The 15,378-nt window shown below is 66.8% G+C and carries 14 protein-coding genes, 2 tRNA genes and 1 pseudogene; 4 read left to right on the forward strand and 13 right to left on the reverse strand.

Annotated elements, in window-relative coordinates; all coding sequences use genetic code 11:
* Positions 1 to 267 precede the first annotated feature (267 nt).
* The gene (crgA, locus tag B0F77_RS22130; protein WP_030465604.1) at positions 268 to 534 is read left to right on the forward strand and encodes a cell division protein CrgA; all 267 of its coding nucleotides are present in this window, start codon (positions 268 to 270) and stop codon (positions 532 to 534) included.
* Between the two features lie 234 nt (positions 535 to 768).
* On the forward strand, positions 769 to 1,164 hold the full coding sequence (locus B0F77_RS22135; protein ID WP_245848532.1) for a PH domain-containing protein: 396 nt from the start codon (positions 769 to 771) through the stop codon (positions 1,162 to 1,164).
* Positions 1,165 to 1,181: 17 nt separating this feature from the next.
* On the opposite strand, the gene B0F77_RS22140 is transcribed toward B0F77_RS22135, so the two are convergent.
* Together B0F77_RS22140 and B0F77_RS22145 are read right to left on the reverse strand one after the other, a co-directional pair.
* Positions 1,182 to 2,099, reverse strand: a complete 918-nt coding sequence (locus tag B0F77_RS22140) for a rhomboid family intramembrane serine protease (RefSeq protein WP_245848533.1) — start codon at positions 2,097 to 2,099, stop codon at positions 1,182 to 1,184.
* Entirely contained in the window at positions 2,096 to 2,644 is a 549-nt protein-coding gene (locus tag B0F77_RS22145; RefSeq protein WP_086664901.1) for a peptidylprolyl isomerase, read from the reverse strand. Before B0F77_RS22145 ends, B0F77_RS22140 begins: the two co-directional genes overlap by 4 nt.
* Positions 2,645 to 2,739: 95 nt before the next feature.
* On the opposite strand from B0F77_RS22145, the gene B0F77_RS22150 reads away from it, so the two are divergent.
* Complete coding sequence (locus B0F77_RS22150) at positions 2,740 to 3,306, forward strand: hypothetical protein (RefSeq protein WP_143466847.1); 567 nt, start codon at positions 2,740 to 2,742, stop codon at positions 3,304 to 3,306.
* Positions 3,307 to 3,363: 57 nt separating this feature from the next.
* On the opposite strand, the gene B0F77_RS22155 is transcribed toward B0F77_RS22150, so the two are convergent.
* The gene (locus B0F77_RS22155) at positions 3,364 to 3,897 is read right to left on the reverse strand and encodes a DUF2020 domain-containing protein (RefSeq protein WP_086664872.1); all 534 of its coding nucleotides are present in this window, start codon (positions 3,895 to 3,897) and stop codon (positions 3,364 to 3,366) included.
* 115 nt (positions 3,898 to 4,012) lie between these two features.
* Here B0F77_RS22155 and B0F77_RS22160 point away from each other — a divergent pair, with 115 nt between their 5' ends.
* Positions 4,013 to 4,405 (forward strand): DoxX family protein, encoded by a 393-nt coding sequence (locus tag B0F77_RS22160; RefSeq protein ID WP_086664873.1) that lies wholly within the window; start codon positions 4,013 to 4,015, stop codon positions 4,403 to 4,405.
* A 209-nt stretch (positions 4,406 to 4,614) separates the two neighbouring features.
* On the opposite strand, the gene B0F77_RS22165 is transcribed toward B0F77_RS22160, so the two are convergent.
* The 10 genes and pseudogenes from B0F77_RS22165 to dnaN form a co-directional block, all read right to left on the reverse strand.
* Positions 4,615 to 4,687, reverse strand: a tRNA-Ala gene (locus tag B0F77_RS22165).
* Positions 4,688 to 4,733: 46 nt separating this feature from the next.
* A pseudogene (locus B0F77_RS49080) lies at positions 4,734 to 4,853 on the reverse strand (DLW-39 family protein); the annotation flags it as partial.
* 199 nt (positions 4,854 to 5,052) lie between these two features.
* A tRNA-Ile gene (locus B0F77_RS22170) sits at positions 5,053 to 5,126 on the reverse strand.
* A 73-nt stretch (positions 5,127 to 5,199) separates the two neighbouring features.
* Positions 5,200 to 5,934: a DUF3566 domain-containing protein gene (locus B0F77_RS22175; RefSeq protein WP_425435699.1), complete on the reverse strand. Its 735-nt coding sequence runs from the start codon at positions 5,932 to 5,934 to the stop codon at positions 5,200 to 5,202.
* A gap of 333 nt (positions 5,935 to 6,267) precedes the next feature.
* Complete coding sequence (gyrA, locus tag B0F77_RS22180) at positions 6,268 to 8,823, reverse strand: DNA gyrase subunit A (RefSeq protein ID WP_086664874.1); 2,556 nt, start codon at positions 8,821 to 8,823, stop codon at positions 6,268 to 6,270.
* A 55-nt stretch (positions 8,824 to 8,878) separates the two neighbouring features.
* Positions 8,879 to 10,846 (reverse strand): DNA topoisomerase (ATP-hydrolyzing) subunit B, encoded by a 1,968-nt coding sequence (gene gyrB / locus B0F77_RS22185; protein WP_086664875.1) that lies wholly within the window; start codon positions 10,844 to 10,846, stop codon positions 8,879 to 8,881.
* Between the two features lie 228 nt (positions 10,847 to 11,074).
* Positions 11,075 to 11,635 (reverse strand): DciA family protein, encoded by a 561-nt coding sequence (locus tag B0F77_RS22190; RefSeq protein ID WP_425435700.1) that lies wholly within the window; start codon positions 11,633 to 11,635, stop codon positions 11,075 to 11,077.
* Positions 11,636 to 11,726: 91 nt separating this feature from the next.
* Positions 11,727 to 12,833, reverse strand: a complete 1,107-nt coding sequence (gene recF, locus B0F77_RS22195; RefSeq protein WP_086664876.1) for a DNA replication/repair protein RecF — start codon at positions 12,831 to 12,833, stop codon at positions 11,727 to 11,729.
* Positions 12,834 to 13,748 carry a phosphogluconate dehydrogenase (NAD(+)-dependent, decarboxylating) gene (gene gnd, locus B0F77_RS22200; protein ID WP_086664877.1) on the reverse strand — a complete coding sequence of 305 codons (915 nt, stop codon included), beginning with the start codon at positions 13,746 to 13,748 and terminating at the stop codon, positions 12,834 to 12,836. It abuts the gene before it with no gap.
* A 40-nt stretch (positions 13,749 to 13,788) separates the two neighbouring features.
* Positions 13,789 to 14,913, reverse strand: coding sequence for a DNA polymerase III subunit beta (gene dnaN, locus B0F77_RS22205; RefSeq protein ID WP_086664878.1), 1,125 nt, complete (start codon positions 14,911 to 14,913; stop codon positions 13,789 to 13,791).
* Between the last annotated feature and the right edge of the window lie 465 nt (positions 14,914 to 15,378).

Here is a 15,378-nt window from a genome sequence, read left to right on the forward strand (position 1 = left end):
GTGAACTGGGTCGCGTCGGGCGGCGGCAGTGGGCGCGGAGAAGGGTTGGCCCGCACGTGCTGCAGGTCATCACGACGGGGTACAGGACGCCGTGGAGGCGGCTGCTGGGGTCCCGAGTTCACCTGAGAACCTCCGCACGGACTGTGAACTGAAAACAACTGCGTCTGCCAGGTGGTTCGCTCACCACGTTCGCTACGTTAACGTGTCTCCTGAGTAGTGCACGTAAACTCACGTCACTGAGGGATATCCACGTCAGGCGAGGACAGCATGCCCAAGTCCAAGGTCCGGAAGAAGGCGGTCTACACCGCACCCACTGACCGCCGCACGCCGGTCAAGGTCAAGGCAGCGGGGCCGTCTCACCCGGTCTACGTCGTTGTCATGCTCGGCTTCATGCTGCTGGGCCTCGCGTGGCTGGTCGTCAACTACATCGCGGCCGAGAAGATCCCGTTCATGCTCGAGCTGGGCGCGTGGAACTTCGCCATCGGCTTCGCGCTGATGATCATCGGCCTGCTGATGACGATGCGCTGGCGCTAGGCACTCGGCACGTCACCGTTCGTAGAGGTCGGCCCGGACGTCACACGTCCGGGCCGACTCTTGTTTGCGCCAGGTTCACCTGGTTCATCTGAGCGTCACCGAAGCACACGGCTGTAAGTCATCCCCATTGGGGACAAGTCCTGTGGACAACTTTGCACCAAAATGCACAAGCGGCGGTTTTCCCTCATGCGGACCCGTTCAGTTGTCCACATTTCATGCGGGACACTCGACGGTGTGACTCGCACCTGGTCCACTCCCGCCCCGCTGGTCGCCGGCGCGTGGGTGCTCGCCCTCCTGCTCGCCGTCGCGACGTTCCTCGCTGACGACAACGCGGGCCGTCTGCTCGTCGGACTGGCAACGCTGCTGGTCAGCTACCTCGCGGCGTTCGCGACGATCGCCCGGCCGAGGCTCACCGCGGACGCGGACGGGCTCGCCGTGCGCGGGTTCGCGAGCACGACGCTGCTGCCGTGGCACGAGGTGAAGGTCAAGCTGCAGACCACCCGCAGGCTCGGCAGGGAACAGCAGACATTGGAACTCGACGCCGACGACCGTCTCGTGGTGCTCACGAAACTGGACCTCGGCGTCGATCCCGAAGAAGTAGCCGGAGTGCTCCACGCGCTGCGGCCGTAAATCAGTTCCAGCGGGCTCTAGCGACACGTCCTGGCGTACTCCAGGACGATCTCGGCCGTCGTGTCGAGTTCGGAGGCGCGCAACACGAACATGACTCCGAGCAACAACGCGGCCGCCACCACGGCGCCGATCTGGTAGGCATTGCGGTTCTTCTGGGGCGCCTTGACCATCGCGAGCGTCAGCAGGCCACCGATCACGAACCCGCCGAGGTGCCCGAGCAGCGAGGCGTTGGTGAAGAGGTTCGACACCAGGTTGATTCCGACGATCACGAGGATCGTCGAGATGTCCCGCTTCTGGCGCTTGAACACGATCAGCAACGCGCCCATCAGGCCGAACACCGCGCCGGACGCGCCGGCGAGCTGCTGGCAGATCGTGCCGAAGTAGAACGCCGCCGCACTGCCGCCGAGCAGCGACAGGAGGTACACGACGCTGTACCGCAGCCTGCCCAGCTCCTGCTCGACCACGGGGCCCACGACGAACAGGGCGGCCATGTTGAGCGCGAGGTGGATCAGGCCGAAGTGCATGAAGCCCGACGTGAGGATGCGCCACCACTCACCGTTGGCGGTGAGCTCCGGGATCATCGACGTCGCCGTGAACAGGCCCGCACGCGAGTTGTTCATCGGGCTGCCGGACTGGACGACCGTGACCACGTACGCGAGCACGTTGAGCGCGATCATCACCTGCGTGATGATCGGCCGGCCGTTCGAGACCTGCGCGCCCGCGAGCGTGCGTGGACGGCGAACCGAGCGAGCGCCTTCGTTCACGCAGTCGACGCATTGCATGCCGACCGACGCGTCGCGCAGACAGTCCGGGCACGCCGGACGGTCGCACCTGGTGCAGAGCAGCCGGGTGGGCCGATCGGGATGACGCACGCAGACCGGAGTCTCCGGCTGCGCTCCGACCGGCCCGTCCGGTGGCACGGGGGCGTTGCTCACGCGCGTTCGATCGTGATCCGCTCGATCTTGATGTCGTTGACCGGACGGTCGCCCGCACCGGTCGTGGTGTTGCCGATCGCGTCGACGACGTCGCGCGACTCCTGGTCGGCGACCTCACCGAAGATCGTGTGCTTGAAGTTCAGCCACGTCGTCGGCGCCACCGTGACGAAGAACTGCGAGCCGTTGGTGTTGGGCCCGGCGTTCGCCATCGCGAGCAGGTAAGGCCGGTTGAACTGCAGTTCGGGGTGGAACTCGTCCGCGAAGCGGTAGCCGGGGCCACCGCGGCCGGTGCCGGTCGGGTCGCCGGTCTGGAGCATGAAGCCGGCGATGACGCGGTGGAACAGGGTGCCGTCGTAGAACGGACCCGATTTCGTGCCACCTGCGTTCGCCTCGGTGTAGTTCTTCGTGCCCTCGGCGAGCCCGACGAAGTTGGCCACCGTCTTGGGGGCGTGGTCGGGGAACAGTTGAATGCGGATATCGCCCTGCGTGGTGTGCAGGGTCGCCGTCACCTTGGTCCCGACGAAGGATTCGTTGCTGTCAGCCACCACCCCATCGTGCCATCCACAGGCAGCGATGTTCAGAAAGGGGCACGATGGGTACCTCTATGACATAACCGGACGACAACGTTGTGGAGCACAGGATGGACGAGGTGGACGTCATGACCCGCGCCGGCGAGTCCGTTGGCAAGGCTGTCGGCACCGGTCTGAAGGCCGCGCGTCAGGGTGTCGTTCGCGCTGGTCACGCTGCTGAGGTGAAGCTCGCGGAGCGTGGTATCACGGCGGACCAGGTACGCGGCGTCCTCGTGGACCGCGCCGACACGCTCATGGGCAAGGCCGAGGACTGGGAGAAGCAGACCCGGCGTTCCCGCAAGCGCCTCGCGAAGAAGAGCGCGAAGACACGTGCGGACCTCATGCACAAGGCCGAGGTCGTGCGCAAGGAAGTGAAGAAGGCTGCGAAGCACGCACGCAAGGACGCCAAGGTGCGCGCCAAGGAGATCCGCAAGGCCGCGGCCCAGCTCGGTGCGGACGCACCGAAACGCCGCAGGTGGCCGTGGGTGCTCGGACTCCTGATCGCCGCCGCGGCAGCCGGCTACGTCGCGCTGACGCGCAGGCCGGAGGAGGTCCACCTGCAGGACGAGGAGCAGGCTCCAATGCCGGAGCCGGTCCTCAACGGGCAGGTGCCGACCCAGAAGGAACCGGTCAAGTAGTCACCGAACCGCAGAACGGGTGGTCTTCCCTCGGGAAGGCCACCCGTTCGTGTGTCTTCAGAGCTTGAGGCCCTTGATCGCTTCCTCCGCGATGCGGCGAGCCTTGATCGACTGCTTCTGGTTGCTCGTCACGACCACGGCGGCATCGGCTTTTGAGACGGCGTAGACGACACCGCTGTCGTTGCTGACGTACCCTCCGGTCCACCCGGTCGGCGAGCTGGCAGGCTGCGAACCGTCCGGCGCCGCCTCGTTGACGATCAACTTGGCCACTCTTTCGTCACCCACGTACACGCGCACGGTCAGCTGGATCTCGGTCGCGTTGGCGTAGAAGAAGCACGCCGGGTGGGGCGTGTCCGTTGACAGTTTCACCTTCGGAACTCGCTGACCGTTCGCTTCGGCGACGAAACCGGTCGCGAGGTACGGGCAGGCGCCGTCGGTCGCGGGCTGGGGCGCGGGCGGCACTGTCGGAGCGGCGCTGGTCGTGGTGGTGACCTGCTGGGTCTGGGTCGTGGGCACCGGCACGTTCTGGGCGACATCGGTGCCGCACGCGGCGAGTACGCCGAGCAGGGGCAGCAACAGTGCTCGTTTCATAGGGGCAACAGTCAACCAGATCGCAGAAGTGCCTCTTCGCGGCACACTCTGAATCGGTCCATGCCTTTTTGGGCGCGACCCTGTCCCCTCCCCCCTGCCCTGGAAGGACCCTGCCATGGAGTTCCTGGAGCAACGACGAGAGCACGCCCTCGCGCTCTTCCGCATCGTCATCGGACTGCTCTTCTTGATGCACGGAGTGCAGAAGATGATGAAGGGAACCGCACTGCTGTCGTGGCCGGGCGGCCCCATGAGCCTGATCGAACTGATCGGTGGCGGCCTCATCGTGATCGGCCTGTGGACACGATGGGCCGCGTTGCTCAGTTCCGGCGCCATGGCCTACGCCTACTTCGTGGTGCACCAGCCGAAGGGCTTGTTACCCATCCAGAACGGCGGCGAGCTCGCGGCCGTGTACTCGTGGTCGTTCCTGCTGCTGGCGTTCACGGGCGCCGGTGCGTGGAGCATCGACCATCTTCGCAAGTCGTCGAAGAAGTCACTCGCGAACGCGTGATGTGACCGCAAGACACTGAAGCCCTGTTCGCAGCGGCGCGAACAGGGCTTCAGGTTTTACCGAGTCAGGTAAAGGGCGCCGACGCCGAAGGCATGCCGACCGGGGGTCCGGGGGCGAAGCCGCCCGGCTGGGGTCTGGGGGCTCGGCCCCCAGAAGACACTCGGAACGTAAAAGGCTCGCGCTCTTTGCGAGCACGAGCCATCCATACGTGGAGACGAGGGGAATCGAACCCCTAACCCCCGCCTTGCAAAGGCGGTGCTCTGCCAATTGAGCTACGTCCCCGAGATCCGAGGGCGGCGGGCCGTCCGTCAGATCGGAACCGAGATCAGTCGGTGGGAGCGGTGGCCTCGCGCCACAGGTCCGCGTCGGCCTTGGCCGAACGGCTGCGCTTCACGAAGAACAGGACCGCACCGGCGACCACGACGAGTGCGATGATCTTCTTAGCCACTTCGAATCCCTCCCAAGACCGTAAAAACGAACGACCCCATCACGTTACAGCACCGCGGCGACTGCCGAGCGAATGATGTTGATGGGGGTCCGGGGGCTTGCCCCCGGCGGGGGGTCTGAGGGCTTGGCCCCCAGATAAAAGACGATGATTCGGGATACGGTCGACGCTTTCCGTCGACATGAGTAGCCCCCGAATCGAGTGGGCCTAGGAGGACTTGAACCTCCGACCTCTTCATTATCAGTGAAGCGCTCTAACCGCCTGAGCTATAGGCCCTCGATCAACTGTCACCCCTCGGGGCGACGAGGAGAACCTTACAGGATCGTCCTCGTCGCTCCCAAATCGGGGGTCACTCACGCTCGGAGAGCGTCAACTCCAAGCCACCAGCCAGATCCGCCGACACGTTGTAGACGAACGCACCAACGGTCGCGAGCGCCGTGAACAGCACGATGTTGACGGCACCGATGATCGCCGAGACGCCGAACACGCGGCCGGCACTGATCAACGGTTCGCCCGGCTCGTTGGCCTGGAGCAGGTCGTTCGCGGTGCTGTTGATCTTGTCCCAGACACCCATGCCGTGCAGCACGCCGTAGAGCACGCCGACCGCCACGAGCCAGACGAAGAACAACGCCACGCCCAGCACCAGGGCGAGCTTGAGCACCGACCACGGGTCGACGCGCTTCACCTGCAGCGAGGCGCGACGGGGGCCACGGCCGGGGCGGCGGGCCGACGGAGTGGCCGCGGCGGGGCGGGCCCCGCTGCTGCCCATGTTCACCGACGTGCGGCTGCTGCCCAGGCCCACCGGCACGGCCGAGCCCGTGACCACCGGCTTCTGCACCTTGACGGTGTCCGGGTCGGTCTGCGGGAAGGCCGGCGCCGGTTCGGACGACGGCACGGGCGGCGCACCAGGAGCCACGTACGCCTGGGTCGTGTCCTGCTGGGCGGCTTCAGTGTCGTTCGTCACGCGCTGCCAGGGCGGCGGCGCGGAGACGACGACCGGCTCGTCGGCGGTCGGAGCGGGAGCCGCCGGAGCGGCCGTGGTGGCCGGCGCCGGCTTCTCCGCGGCCGGAGCCGGGGTGTCGATCGCGACCGTCTTCTGCTCGACCGGCGTCGTCTTCTGCTCGACCGGAGCAGCCGGTGCGGGCGTGGCGGGTGCCGCGGCGGCTGGTGCGGCGGGAGCCTCGGGAGCAGCAGCGGGCTTGGCGGCCTCGGCCGCCTTCTCCGCGGACACAGGCTTGGTCTTGTCCTGCGCGTTCCCACCCGAAGAACCGGAGGCCGGCGGCGCGGCCGAATCCGCCTTCTCCGCAGACTTCTGGGGAGTCGGCTTGGTGATCACCGCGGTCTTGTCCGCGTCCCGACCTTCGCGGTTCTCGGGTGGAGTCACGAGCTGTCCTTAGCCTCTCGCTAGCAATTCCGACTACTCGGCCGAGTCGGTGGGGCTGGCTGCCTGGTCGGCGGCAGAGTCCACTGCTGCGTCTTCCGCGGCAGACGTCTCACCGTTAGTGACGTCGCTGGGCTCGTCCGCGTTGCGTGCGACGGCGATCAAAGTGGTGCTTTCGCCGAGGTTCATCAGCCGCACGCCCTTCGTCTGCCGTCCAGCCTTGCGCACCTGCTCGGCTCGGGTCCTGATGACCCCACCGCTCGAGGTGATGGCGTAGAGCTCGTCGTCGACGTCGACGATGAGCGCTCCGACCAGCCTGCCACGTCGGCGGTCGTGCTGAATGGTCAGCACACCCTTGCCGCCACGGCCCTGGACCGGGTAGTCCTCGATCGGCGTCCGCTTCGAGTACCCACCGTCCGTCGCGACCAAAACGAACAGGCCTTCCTGGACGACGCCCACGGACAACAGCTCGTCCTCGGCGTTGAACCGCATGCCCTGCACGCCTGAAGTGGCGCGACCCATCGGGCGCAGCACGTCGTCGGTCGCGTGGAAGCGGATCGACTGGCCGTCCGCGGACACCATCAGCAGGTCGTCGTCGGCCGAGCAGAGCACCGCTCCGACCAGCTCGTCGTCCTCGCGGAGGTTGATGCCGATAAGACCACCCGATCGGTTGGAGTCGAAGTCGGAGAGCTTCGACTTCTTGACCAGGCCCTTGCGGGTGGCGAGCACGAGGTACGGCGAGACCTCGTAGTTCTTGATCTGGATGACCTGCGCGATCTCCTCGTCCGGCTGGAACGCGAGGAGGTTCGCCACGTGCTGGCCGCGGGCGTTGCGGTTCGCCTCGGGCAGCTCGTACGCCTTCGTGCGGTACACACGGCCCTTGTTCGTGAAGAACAGGATCCAGTCGTGCGTCGAGCACACGAAGAAGTGCGCCACGATGTCGTCCTGCTTGAGCTGCGCGCCCTGAACGCCCTTGCCGCCGCGCTTCTGCGCCCGGTAGAGATCGGTCTTGGTGCGCTTCGCGTAGCCGGTGCGGGTGATCGTGACGACCACGTCCTCAACGGCGATCAGGTCCTCCATGGACACGTCGCCGTCGAACGGGATGATCTTCGTGCGCCGGTCGTCGCCGAACTTGTCCACAATGGCCGTGAGCTCGTCGCGCACGATCTTGCGCTGCCGCTCCGGCTTTTCGAGGATGTCCTTGAGGTCCGCGATCTCCAGCTCGATCTCGGCCAACTGGTCGATGATCTTCTGGCGCTCGAGGGCGGCCAGGCGGCGGAGCTGCATCTCCAGGATCGCGTTGGCCTGGATCTCGTCGACGTCGAGGAGCTCCATCAGGCCCGAGCGCGCGATGTCCGGCGTCTCGGACCGGCGGATCAACGCGATGACGGCGTCGAGCTGGTCGAGCGCCTTCACCAAACCGCGCAAGATGTGCGCGCGCTCTTCGGCCTTGCGCAGGCGGAACCTGGTCCGCCGCTGGATGACCTCGATCTGGTGCTTCACGTAGTGGCGGATCATCTGGTCGATCCGCAACGTGCGCGGCACACCGTCGACCAGCGCCAGCATGTTGACGCCGAACGAGTACTGCAGCTGGGTGTGCTTGTAGAGGTTGTTCAGCACGACCTTCGCCACCGCGTCGCGCTTGAGCGTGACCACGATGCGCATACCGATGCGGCGGTTCGACTCGTCCGCGATGTTCGCGATGCCGGTGAGCTTGGCGTCGCGCACCAGCGCGGCGATGTTCTCGACCAGGTTGTCCGGGTTCACCTGGTACGGCAGCTCGGTGACGACGAGGATCGTGCGGCCCTTGGCGTCCTCGTCCATCTCGACGACCGCGCGCATGCGAACCGAGCCGCGGCCGGTGCGATACGCGTCCTCGATGCCGGAGGTGCCGAGGATCTGGCCGTACGTCGGGAAGTCCGGGCCCTTGATCCGGGCGATCGTCGCCTCGAGGGTCTCCTCGTCGGAGGCCTCGTGGTTGTCCAGCGCCCACACCACCGCGTCCGCCACCTCGCGGAGGTTGTGCGGCGGGATGTTGGTCGCCATGCCGACCGCGATGCCCGAGCTGCCGTTGATCAACAGGTTCGGGATGCGCGACGGAAGGACGACCGGCTCCTGGATGCGGCCGTCGTAGTTGTCGCGGAAGTCGACGGTCTCTTCCTCGATGTCGGCCAGCATGTGCATGGCCAACGGGGAGAGCCGGCACTCGGTGTACCGCATGGCGGCGGCGGGGTCGTTGCCCGGCGAGCCGAAGTTGCCCTGGCCCTGGATCAACGGGTAGCGCAGCGCCCACGGCTGAGCGAGACGCACCAACGCGTCGTAGATCGCCGAGTCACCGTGGGGGTGGTAGTTGCCCATCACGTCGCCGACGACGCGCGCGCACTTGTTGAAGCCGCGGTCGGGACGGAAGCCGGAGTCGAACATCGAGTACAGAACGCGGACGTGCACGGGCTTCAACCCGTCGCGCACGTCCGGCAGCGCACGACCCACGATGACGGACATCGCGTAGTTGATGTACGAGTTCTGCATCTCCTGCTGGATCTCGACCGGCTCGATGCGGTCGTGCTCCGGAGGGAGGGTCGTCTCGCTCACTGTTCTCTTTCCTTCTCGCCAGAAACGCCAGGGTGCCTAGGTGCCAAGACCGGACTCAGATGTCCAGGAACTTGATGCTCTTGGCGTTGCGGGTGATGAACGAACGGCGTGCCTCGACGTCCTCGCCCATGAGCACGCTGAACAGCTCGTCGGCGGTGGCCGCGTCGTCCATGGTGACCTGCCGCAGGATCCGGTTCGCCGGGTCCATCGTGGTCTCCCACAGCTCCTCGGCGTTCATCTCGCCGAGACCCTTGTACCGCTGGATGTTGTCTTCCTTGCCGAGCCTCTTGCCGCCCTCGATGCCCGCCTTGATCACGGCGTCGCGCTCGCGGTCGGAGTAGACGTACTCCGGCTCCGCCCGCTGCCACTTGATCTTGTAGAGCGGCGGCTGCGCGAGGTACACGTGGTTGTGCTCGATGAGCGGCTGCATGAAGCGGAACAGCAGCGTGAGCAGCAGCGTGCGGATGTGCTGGCCGTCGACGTCGGCGTCGGCCATCAGCACGATCTTGTGATAGCGCAGCTTGGTGAGGTCGAACTCGTCGTGGATGCCGGTGCCCAGCGCGGTGATCAGCGACTGGACCTCGGTGTTCTTCAGGACGCGGTCGATGCGCGCCTTCTCGACGTTGATGATCTTGCCGCGGATCGGCAGGATCGCCTGGTACATCGAGTCGCGGCCTTCCTTGGCCGAGCCACCTGCGGAGTCACCCTCGACGATGTAGAGCTCGCAACGCTCCGGCTCGGTCGAGCGGCAGTCCTTCAGCTTGCCCGGCAGGCCGCCGATGTCGAGCGCGCCCTTGCGGCGCACCAGCTCACGGGCCTTGCGGGCGGCGATGCGGGCCTGCGCCGACGACACCGACTTGGTGACGATCGTCTTCGCCTCGTTGGGGTGCCGCTCGAACCAGTCGGCCAGGTGCTCGTTCGTCGACTTCTGCACGAACGACTTGGCCTCGCTGTTGCCCAGCTTGGTCTTCGTCTGGCCCTCGAACTGGGGCTCCTTCAACTTCACCGAGATGATCGCGGCGAGACCCTCGCGGATGTCGTCACCGGTGAGGTTGGTGTCCTTCTCCTTGAGGAGCTTCTTCTCGCGCGCGTACTCGTTGACGACACGCGTCAACGCGGCGCGGAAGCCCTCCTCGTGCGTACCACCCTCGTGCGTGTTGATCGTGTTCGCGAAGGTGTAGACCGAGGCCGTGTAGCCCGTGTTCCACTGCATCGCGACCTCGACCTGGAGGTCCTCGCCCTGCGCCTCGAAGCCGATCACCTTCTGGTGCACGGCCTCGCGCGTGTGGTTGATGTGGCGGACGAAGTCCTCCAGACCACCCGGGTAGTGGAAGACGCGCTCCTTCACCGCGGCCTTGTGGCCCTCGGCGTCGGCTTCCTCGTCCTCCTCCGAGACCCGCTCGTCGCGCAGGAGGATCGTGATCCCCTTGTTGAGGAACGCCATCTCCTGCAGCCGGCGCGCGATCGTCTCGACGTTGTACTCGGTGGTCTCGAAGATCTCCGGGTCGGCCCAGAACGTGACCGAGGTGCCGGTCTCGGTCGTCGGCGCGCCCTTCTCCAGCGGCGTCGGCTTGGCGTTCTCATAGCGCTGGGTCCACACGAAACCCTTGTGCCTGATCTCCAGGTCGACGGCCGTGGACAGCGCGTTCACCACGGAGATGCCGACGCCGTGCAGACCGCCGGACACCGCGTAGGAGTCGCTGTCGAACTTGCCGCCCGCGTGCAGCTTGGTCATGACGACCTCGACGGTCGGGATGCCCTCCGCCGGGTGGATGTCGGTCGGGATGCCACGACCGTCGTCGATCACCCGGACGCCGCCGTTGGCCAGCAGGGTGACGTCGACCGTTGTCGCGTAGCCCGCCATCGCCTCGTCGACCGAGTTGTCCACAACCTCCTGGACCAGGTGGTGCAGACCGCGCTCGCCGGTCGAGCCGATGTACATGCCCGGCCTCTTGCGCACTGCCTCGAGACCCTCGAGGACAGTGATCGAGGACGCGCCGTACTCATTCTTCTTTGCTGACACGGGCCTGGAGTCTCCTCGCTGATGCGGGCACAGCCCGCACGTTGATGGGTGACGCTCCCCGTGATTCTACCGGTGCACCCCGACAGAACGGGGCCAAGGACACCTTTGATTCGGTCACAGAGGCCCTGAATCGGCCGAAGTTGGGTGCGGACCGCTGAAACGGGGGTTCAAATCCGCAGGTGAACGCTCATTAAGCCACAGAACGGCCGCTGAGCGCTTGACAGGACCTCACCCGTAGGTGTCACGCGGACCGCGCCCAGGCGCGTGCCTGGGGCCGTGTCGCCAGCTCGGCGCGTCCGGACCCTTGATCTTGAGCCGTTTGACGACGCCGTGACCGACACCTGCAGCAATCCTCTTGAGCAGATCGCGCTGCAGCAGGCGCAGCTGAGTGGCCCACGCCGTCGACGACGCCTGGACCGTCAGTTCCCCGTCACTGAGCGCGATCGGTTTCGCGTGCTCGGCGACGTCCTCACCTACTAATTTTGCCCAACGGCCGAAGACCTGGCCACCCTGAAGTTGCTCGACCCAGCCACGGTCCGCGGCGATCCGGGAGGCGATCCGGCCGAGCGGCTGGGGGTCGCGGTCGTCCGGACCAGGGCCCGACCAGCGCCGGCGCCGGCGGTTGACCGGACGGCCCTTCGACTTGCTCCCGGGCACTCTGCCGCGGGCCTTCGCACTGGCCTTCGCGGCCTCGAGAGCAGCCCGAGCGAGGTCAGACCCCTTCAGGGGTTCACCCCCAGGTGTGAGGAAACCTGTGGACAAGTCCGGATTTGTGACGGAGTTATCCACACCATCCACAGACTTGTCCCCAGATGTGTGGGCGGACACACCCGATCGAGCTACATGTGGGGGCTTCGTACCCCCAGAGTCAGGCACCGAGTCAGACACGCCGCACCTCCCCGTCGTGGACCTCGAACCGAGCGCCGCTCAGCTCCTCCGGAACGTCCTCCGCCACCGCCGCGGTGATGAACACCTGCTCCGCGCCAGCCGCCACCTTGGCCAACTGCTGCCGCCGGCCGCGGTCGAGTTCGGCGAAGACATCGTCCAGCACGAGCACCGGTTCGAGGCCGTCGACACGCATGAGTTCGTACCCGCCGAGGCGCAGTGCGAGCGCGAACGACCATGACTCTCCGTGACTTGCGTACCCCTTCGCCGGGAGCTCGCCGAGTGTGAGGTCGAGGTCGTCGCGGTGCGGGCCGACGAGGCACACGCCGCGTTCGATCTCCTGCCGCCGCACCCGGTCGAGCTCGGCCAGCAGCAGATCCTCGATGCTCTCCCGGTCTTCCGGGAGTTCGCCGACGCTCGACCGGTACGAGATGAGCGCCGGACGTGACTCCGGAGCGACCTCCGCGTACGCCGAGGTCACGTGGTCCGCCATGTCGCGGACCAGCTTCAGCCGCGCGGCCAGGAGCTCCGCGCCGTGCTTGGCGAGGTGCCCGTCCCACACGTCGAGCGTGGACAGCTCCGCCGATCGAGAATGCTTCACCGTCTTCAACAACGCGCTGCGCTGCTTCAGGACACGGTCGTAGTCACTGCGGACGCCGGCGAATCTCGGCGCGCGCAGCACCAGCATCTCGTCGAGGAACCGCCGCCGGTCGCCCGGATCGCCCCGCACAAGAGAGAGGTCTTCCGGTGCGAACAACACGGTGCGCAGAATCCCGAGCACGTCGCGCGGACGCGGCACCGGACCGCGGTTGATCCGCGCCCGGTTCGCCTTGCCCGCCGTGATCTCGAGTTCCACGAGCAGCTCGCGGTCGTCGTTGACCACGGCCGTCCGCACCACCGCGCGTTGTGCACCGTGACGGATCAACGGCGCGTCCGTGGCGACGCGGTGCGAACCGAGCGTCGCCACGTACCCGATCGCCTCGACCAGGTTCGTCTTGCCCTGGCCGTTGCGCCCGACGAGCACCGAGACACCGGGCTCGAACGCCAGGTCAGCGAGCTCCCACGACCGGAAGTCGCTGACCTGAAGGTGTCTGACGTGCACTTATGCCTGCGTGCTGCCCGCGCCGGACGACGGACCGGCGAGGTGAACGGCGTGGCCACCGAACTGGTTGCGCAGCGCGGCGACCGCACGCATCGCGGGCGAGTCGTCCTGCCGCGACTGGAACCTGGCGAAGAGCGCGGCGGAGATCACCGGGAGCGGCACCGCGTTGTTGATGCCCTCCTCGACGGTCCACCGGCCCTCGCCCGAGTCCTCGACGTACCCGCGCAGGTCGTCGAGCTCCGGGTCGGACTCCAACGCACGCACCAGCAGGTCGAGCAGCCACGACCGGACCACGGTGCCGCGCTGCCAGGCCGAGATCACCGCGGGCACGTTGTCCACGACGTCGGTCTTGTCGAGCAGCTCGAAGCCCTCGGCGTACGCCTGCATCAGGCCGTACTCGATGCCGTTGTGCACCATCTTCGAGTAGTGGCCGGCGCCGGCCTTGCCCGCGTGCGCGAAACCTTCCTCGCGCGGGCCTTCCGGACGCAGCGCGTCGAAGATCGGCATCGCCTGCTCGACGTGCGCGGCGTCGCCGCCGACCATCAGCGCATAGCCGTTGTCGAGACCCCAAACGCCACCGGACACACCGCAGTCGAGGTAGCCGATCTCCTTCTCCGCCAACAGGTCCGCGTGGATCCGGTCGTCGGTGAACTTGGAGTTGCCGCCGTCGATCACGAGGTCTCCTGGCGCGAGTAGCTCGGACAGCTCGTTCACCGTGTTACGGGTGATCTCGCCGGCGGGCACCATCACCCACACGACGCGCGGCGCTTCGAGCTTGGACACCATGTCCGCCAACGACTCCGAGTCGCTGACCTCCGGGTTGCGGTCGTAGCCGATCACCTCGTGACCGGCACGACGCACCCGCTCGCGCATGTTGAAACCCATCTTGCCGAGGCCGACGAGTCCGAGCTGCACGGTGTTCTCCCCTAAACGTTTCTGTTACCCGGTAAGGGTTTTAGCCGGGCAGGCGAACGGGCATCAGGAGGTACAGGTAACCCGGCGCCACGTTCCCATCCTCGTCCACCGGCTTGAGCAACGCCGGTCGGCTGGGTGTGGTGAAGGACAAGTGGACCTTCTGGGTGCGGACCGCACCGAGACCGTCGAGCAGGTAGCCGGGGTTGAACGCGATCGTGACCGCGTCGCCGGTGTACTCGACCGGAAGCTCTTCCTCGGCCGAACCCTCGTCGTCGCCGCCGGCGGACAGACGCAGGCCGCCGTCCACGAACTCGAGGCGCACCTGGGTACCACGTTCGGCGACGAGCGACACGCGCTTGATCGCCTGCTGCAGCGCGTCGATGTCGATGATCGCCGCGGCCGAGTGCTCGGACGGCAGCAGCTGGCGGTACTTCGGGAAGTCGGCGTCGAGCAGGCGGGTGGTGGTCCGCTTGCCGGAACCGGAGAGACCGAGCAGACCGTCGTTCGCCGCGAGGGACATCTCGACCTTGCCGCCGGACGAGCCGAGCGTCTTGGCCGCGTCGCCGAGCGTGCGGGCCGGGACGAGCACGGCGACCTCGCCGAGCGCCTCGTCCGGCTCCCACGGGAACTCGCGCATCGCGAGCCGGAACCGGTCGGTGGCGACGAGGGTCAGCTTGCCCTCGCCGATCTCGACGCGGACGCCGGTCAGCATCGGGAGCGTGTCGTCCTTGCCGGCTGCGACGGCGACCTGGCCGACCGCCTCGCCGAAGACCTCGCCGGGAAGCTCACCGATCAACTGCGGCATGGACGGAAGCGCGGGGTAGTCCTCGACCGGCATCGTCGGGAGGCTGAACCTGGCGCTGCCACAGCTGATCATCATCCGGGCGCCGTCGACCGCGATCTCGACCGGGTGGTTCGGCAACGCCTTGGTGATGTCGGCGAGCAGCCGGCCGGAGACGAGCGCGCGGCCGCCGTCGGCGATCGTGGCCGGGACACCGACCTGGGCGGAGACCTCGTAGTCGAACCCGGACACCGTCAGCGAGTCGTCCGACTCCGCGTCGAGCAGCACGCCGCCCAGCACGGGGACCGGCGGACGGGACGGAAGGCTGCGAGCGACCCAGGCGACAGCGTCGGCCAGGCCGTCGCGTTCGACGCGGATCTTCATGAGGCGTCCTTTCCTCGACAGTCGACAAGCCCAACCACGACAACGTGCCAGTGGGGGTTAGGGAGCCTCGACCCTCGGCTACCCGAGGTGCGGAGCAACCACGTTAGAGCGTCCTGGCCCTTCCCGTCACTTCGGGGTTCGGGCACCGATCCCCGGGAACCATCCCCCGCTGTTTTGCTTTGAAGTTCTTCCTAGAAGAGATCAAACAGCAGTAACAGTAAGGGCTGTGGATTGTGGGGACAGGCCTTGAACCCGCTGGTCAGGGTGTCACCCACCATGTGGACTAAGGGGGGATGGCACCCGGGGACAGATCGGCGCACCCGGGGACAGCCAGTTGTGCACACCTCTCGATCCACAGATCGTCCACAGTTGTCCCCGGGTGCGTCCCCGGGTGCGGGGCAGTTGTACCCGGGTGTTCAACAGGCTTCTGTGGCCAGATCGTGGCCGGGGCCACAGACTTTTCCA

Origin of the sequence: Lentzea kentuckyensis (assembly GCF_002150765.1) — a bacterium.
GTDB lineage: Bacteria > Actinomycetota > Actinomycetes > Mycobacteriales > Pseudonocardiaceae > Lentzea > Lentzea kentuckyensis.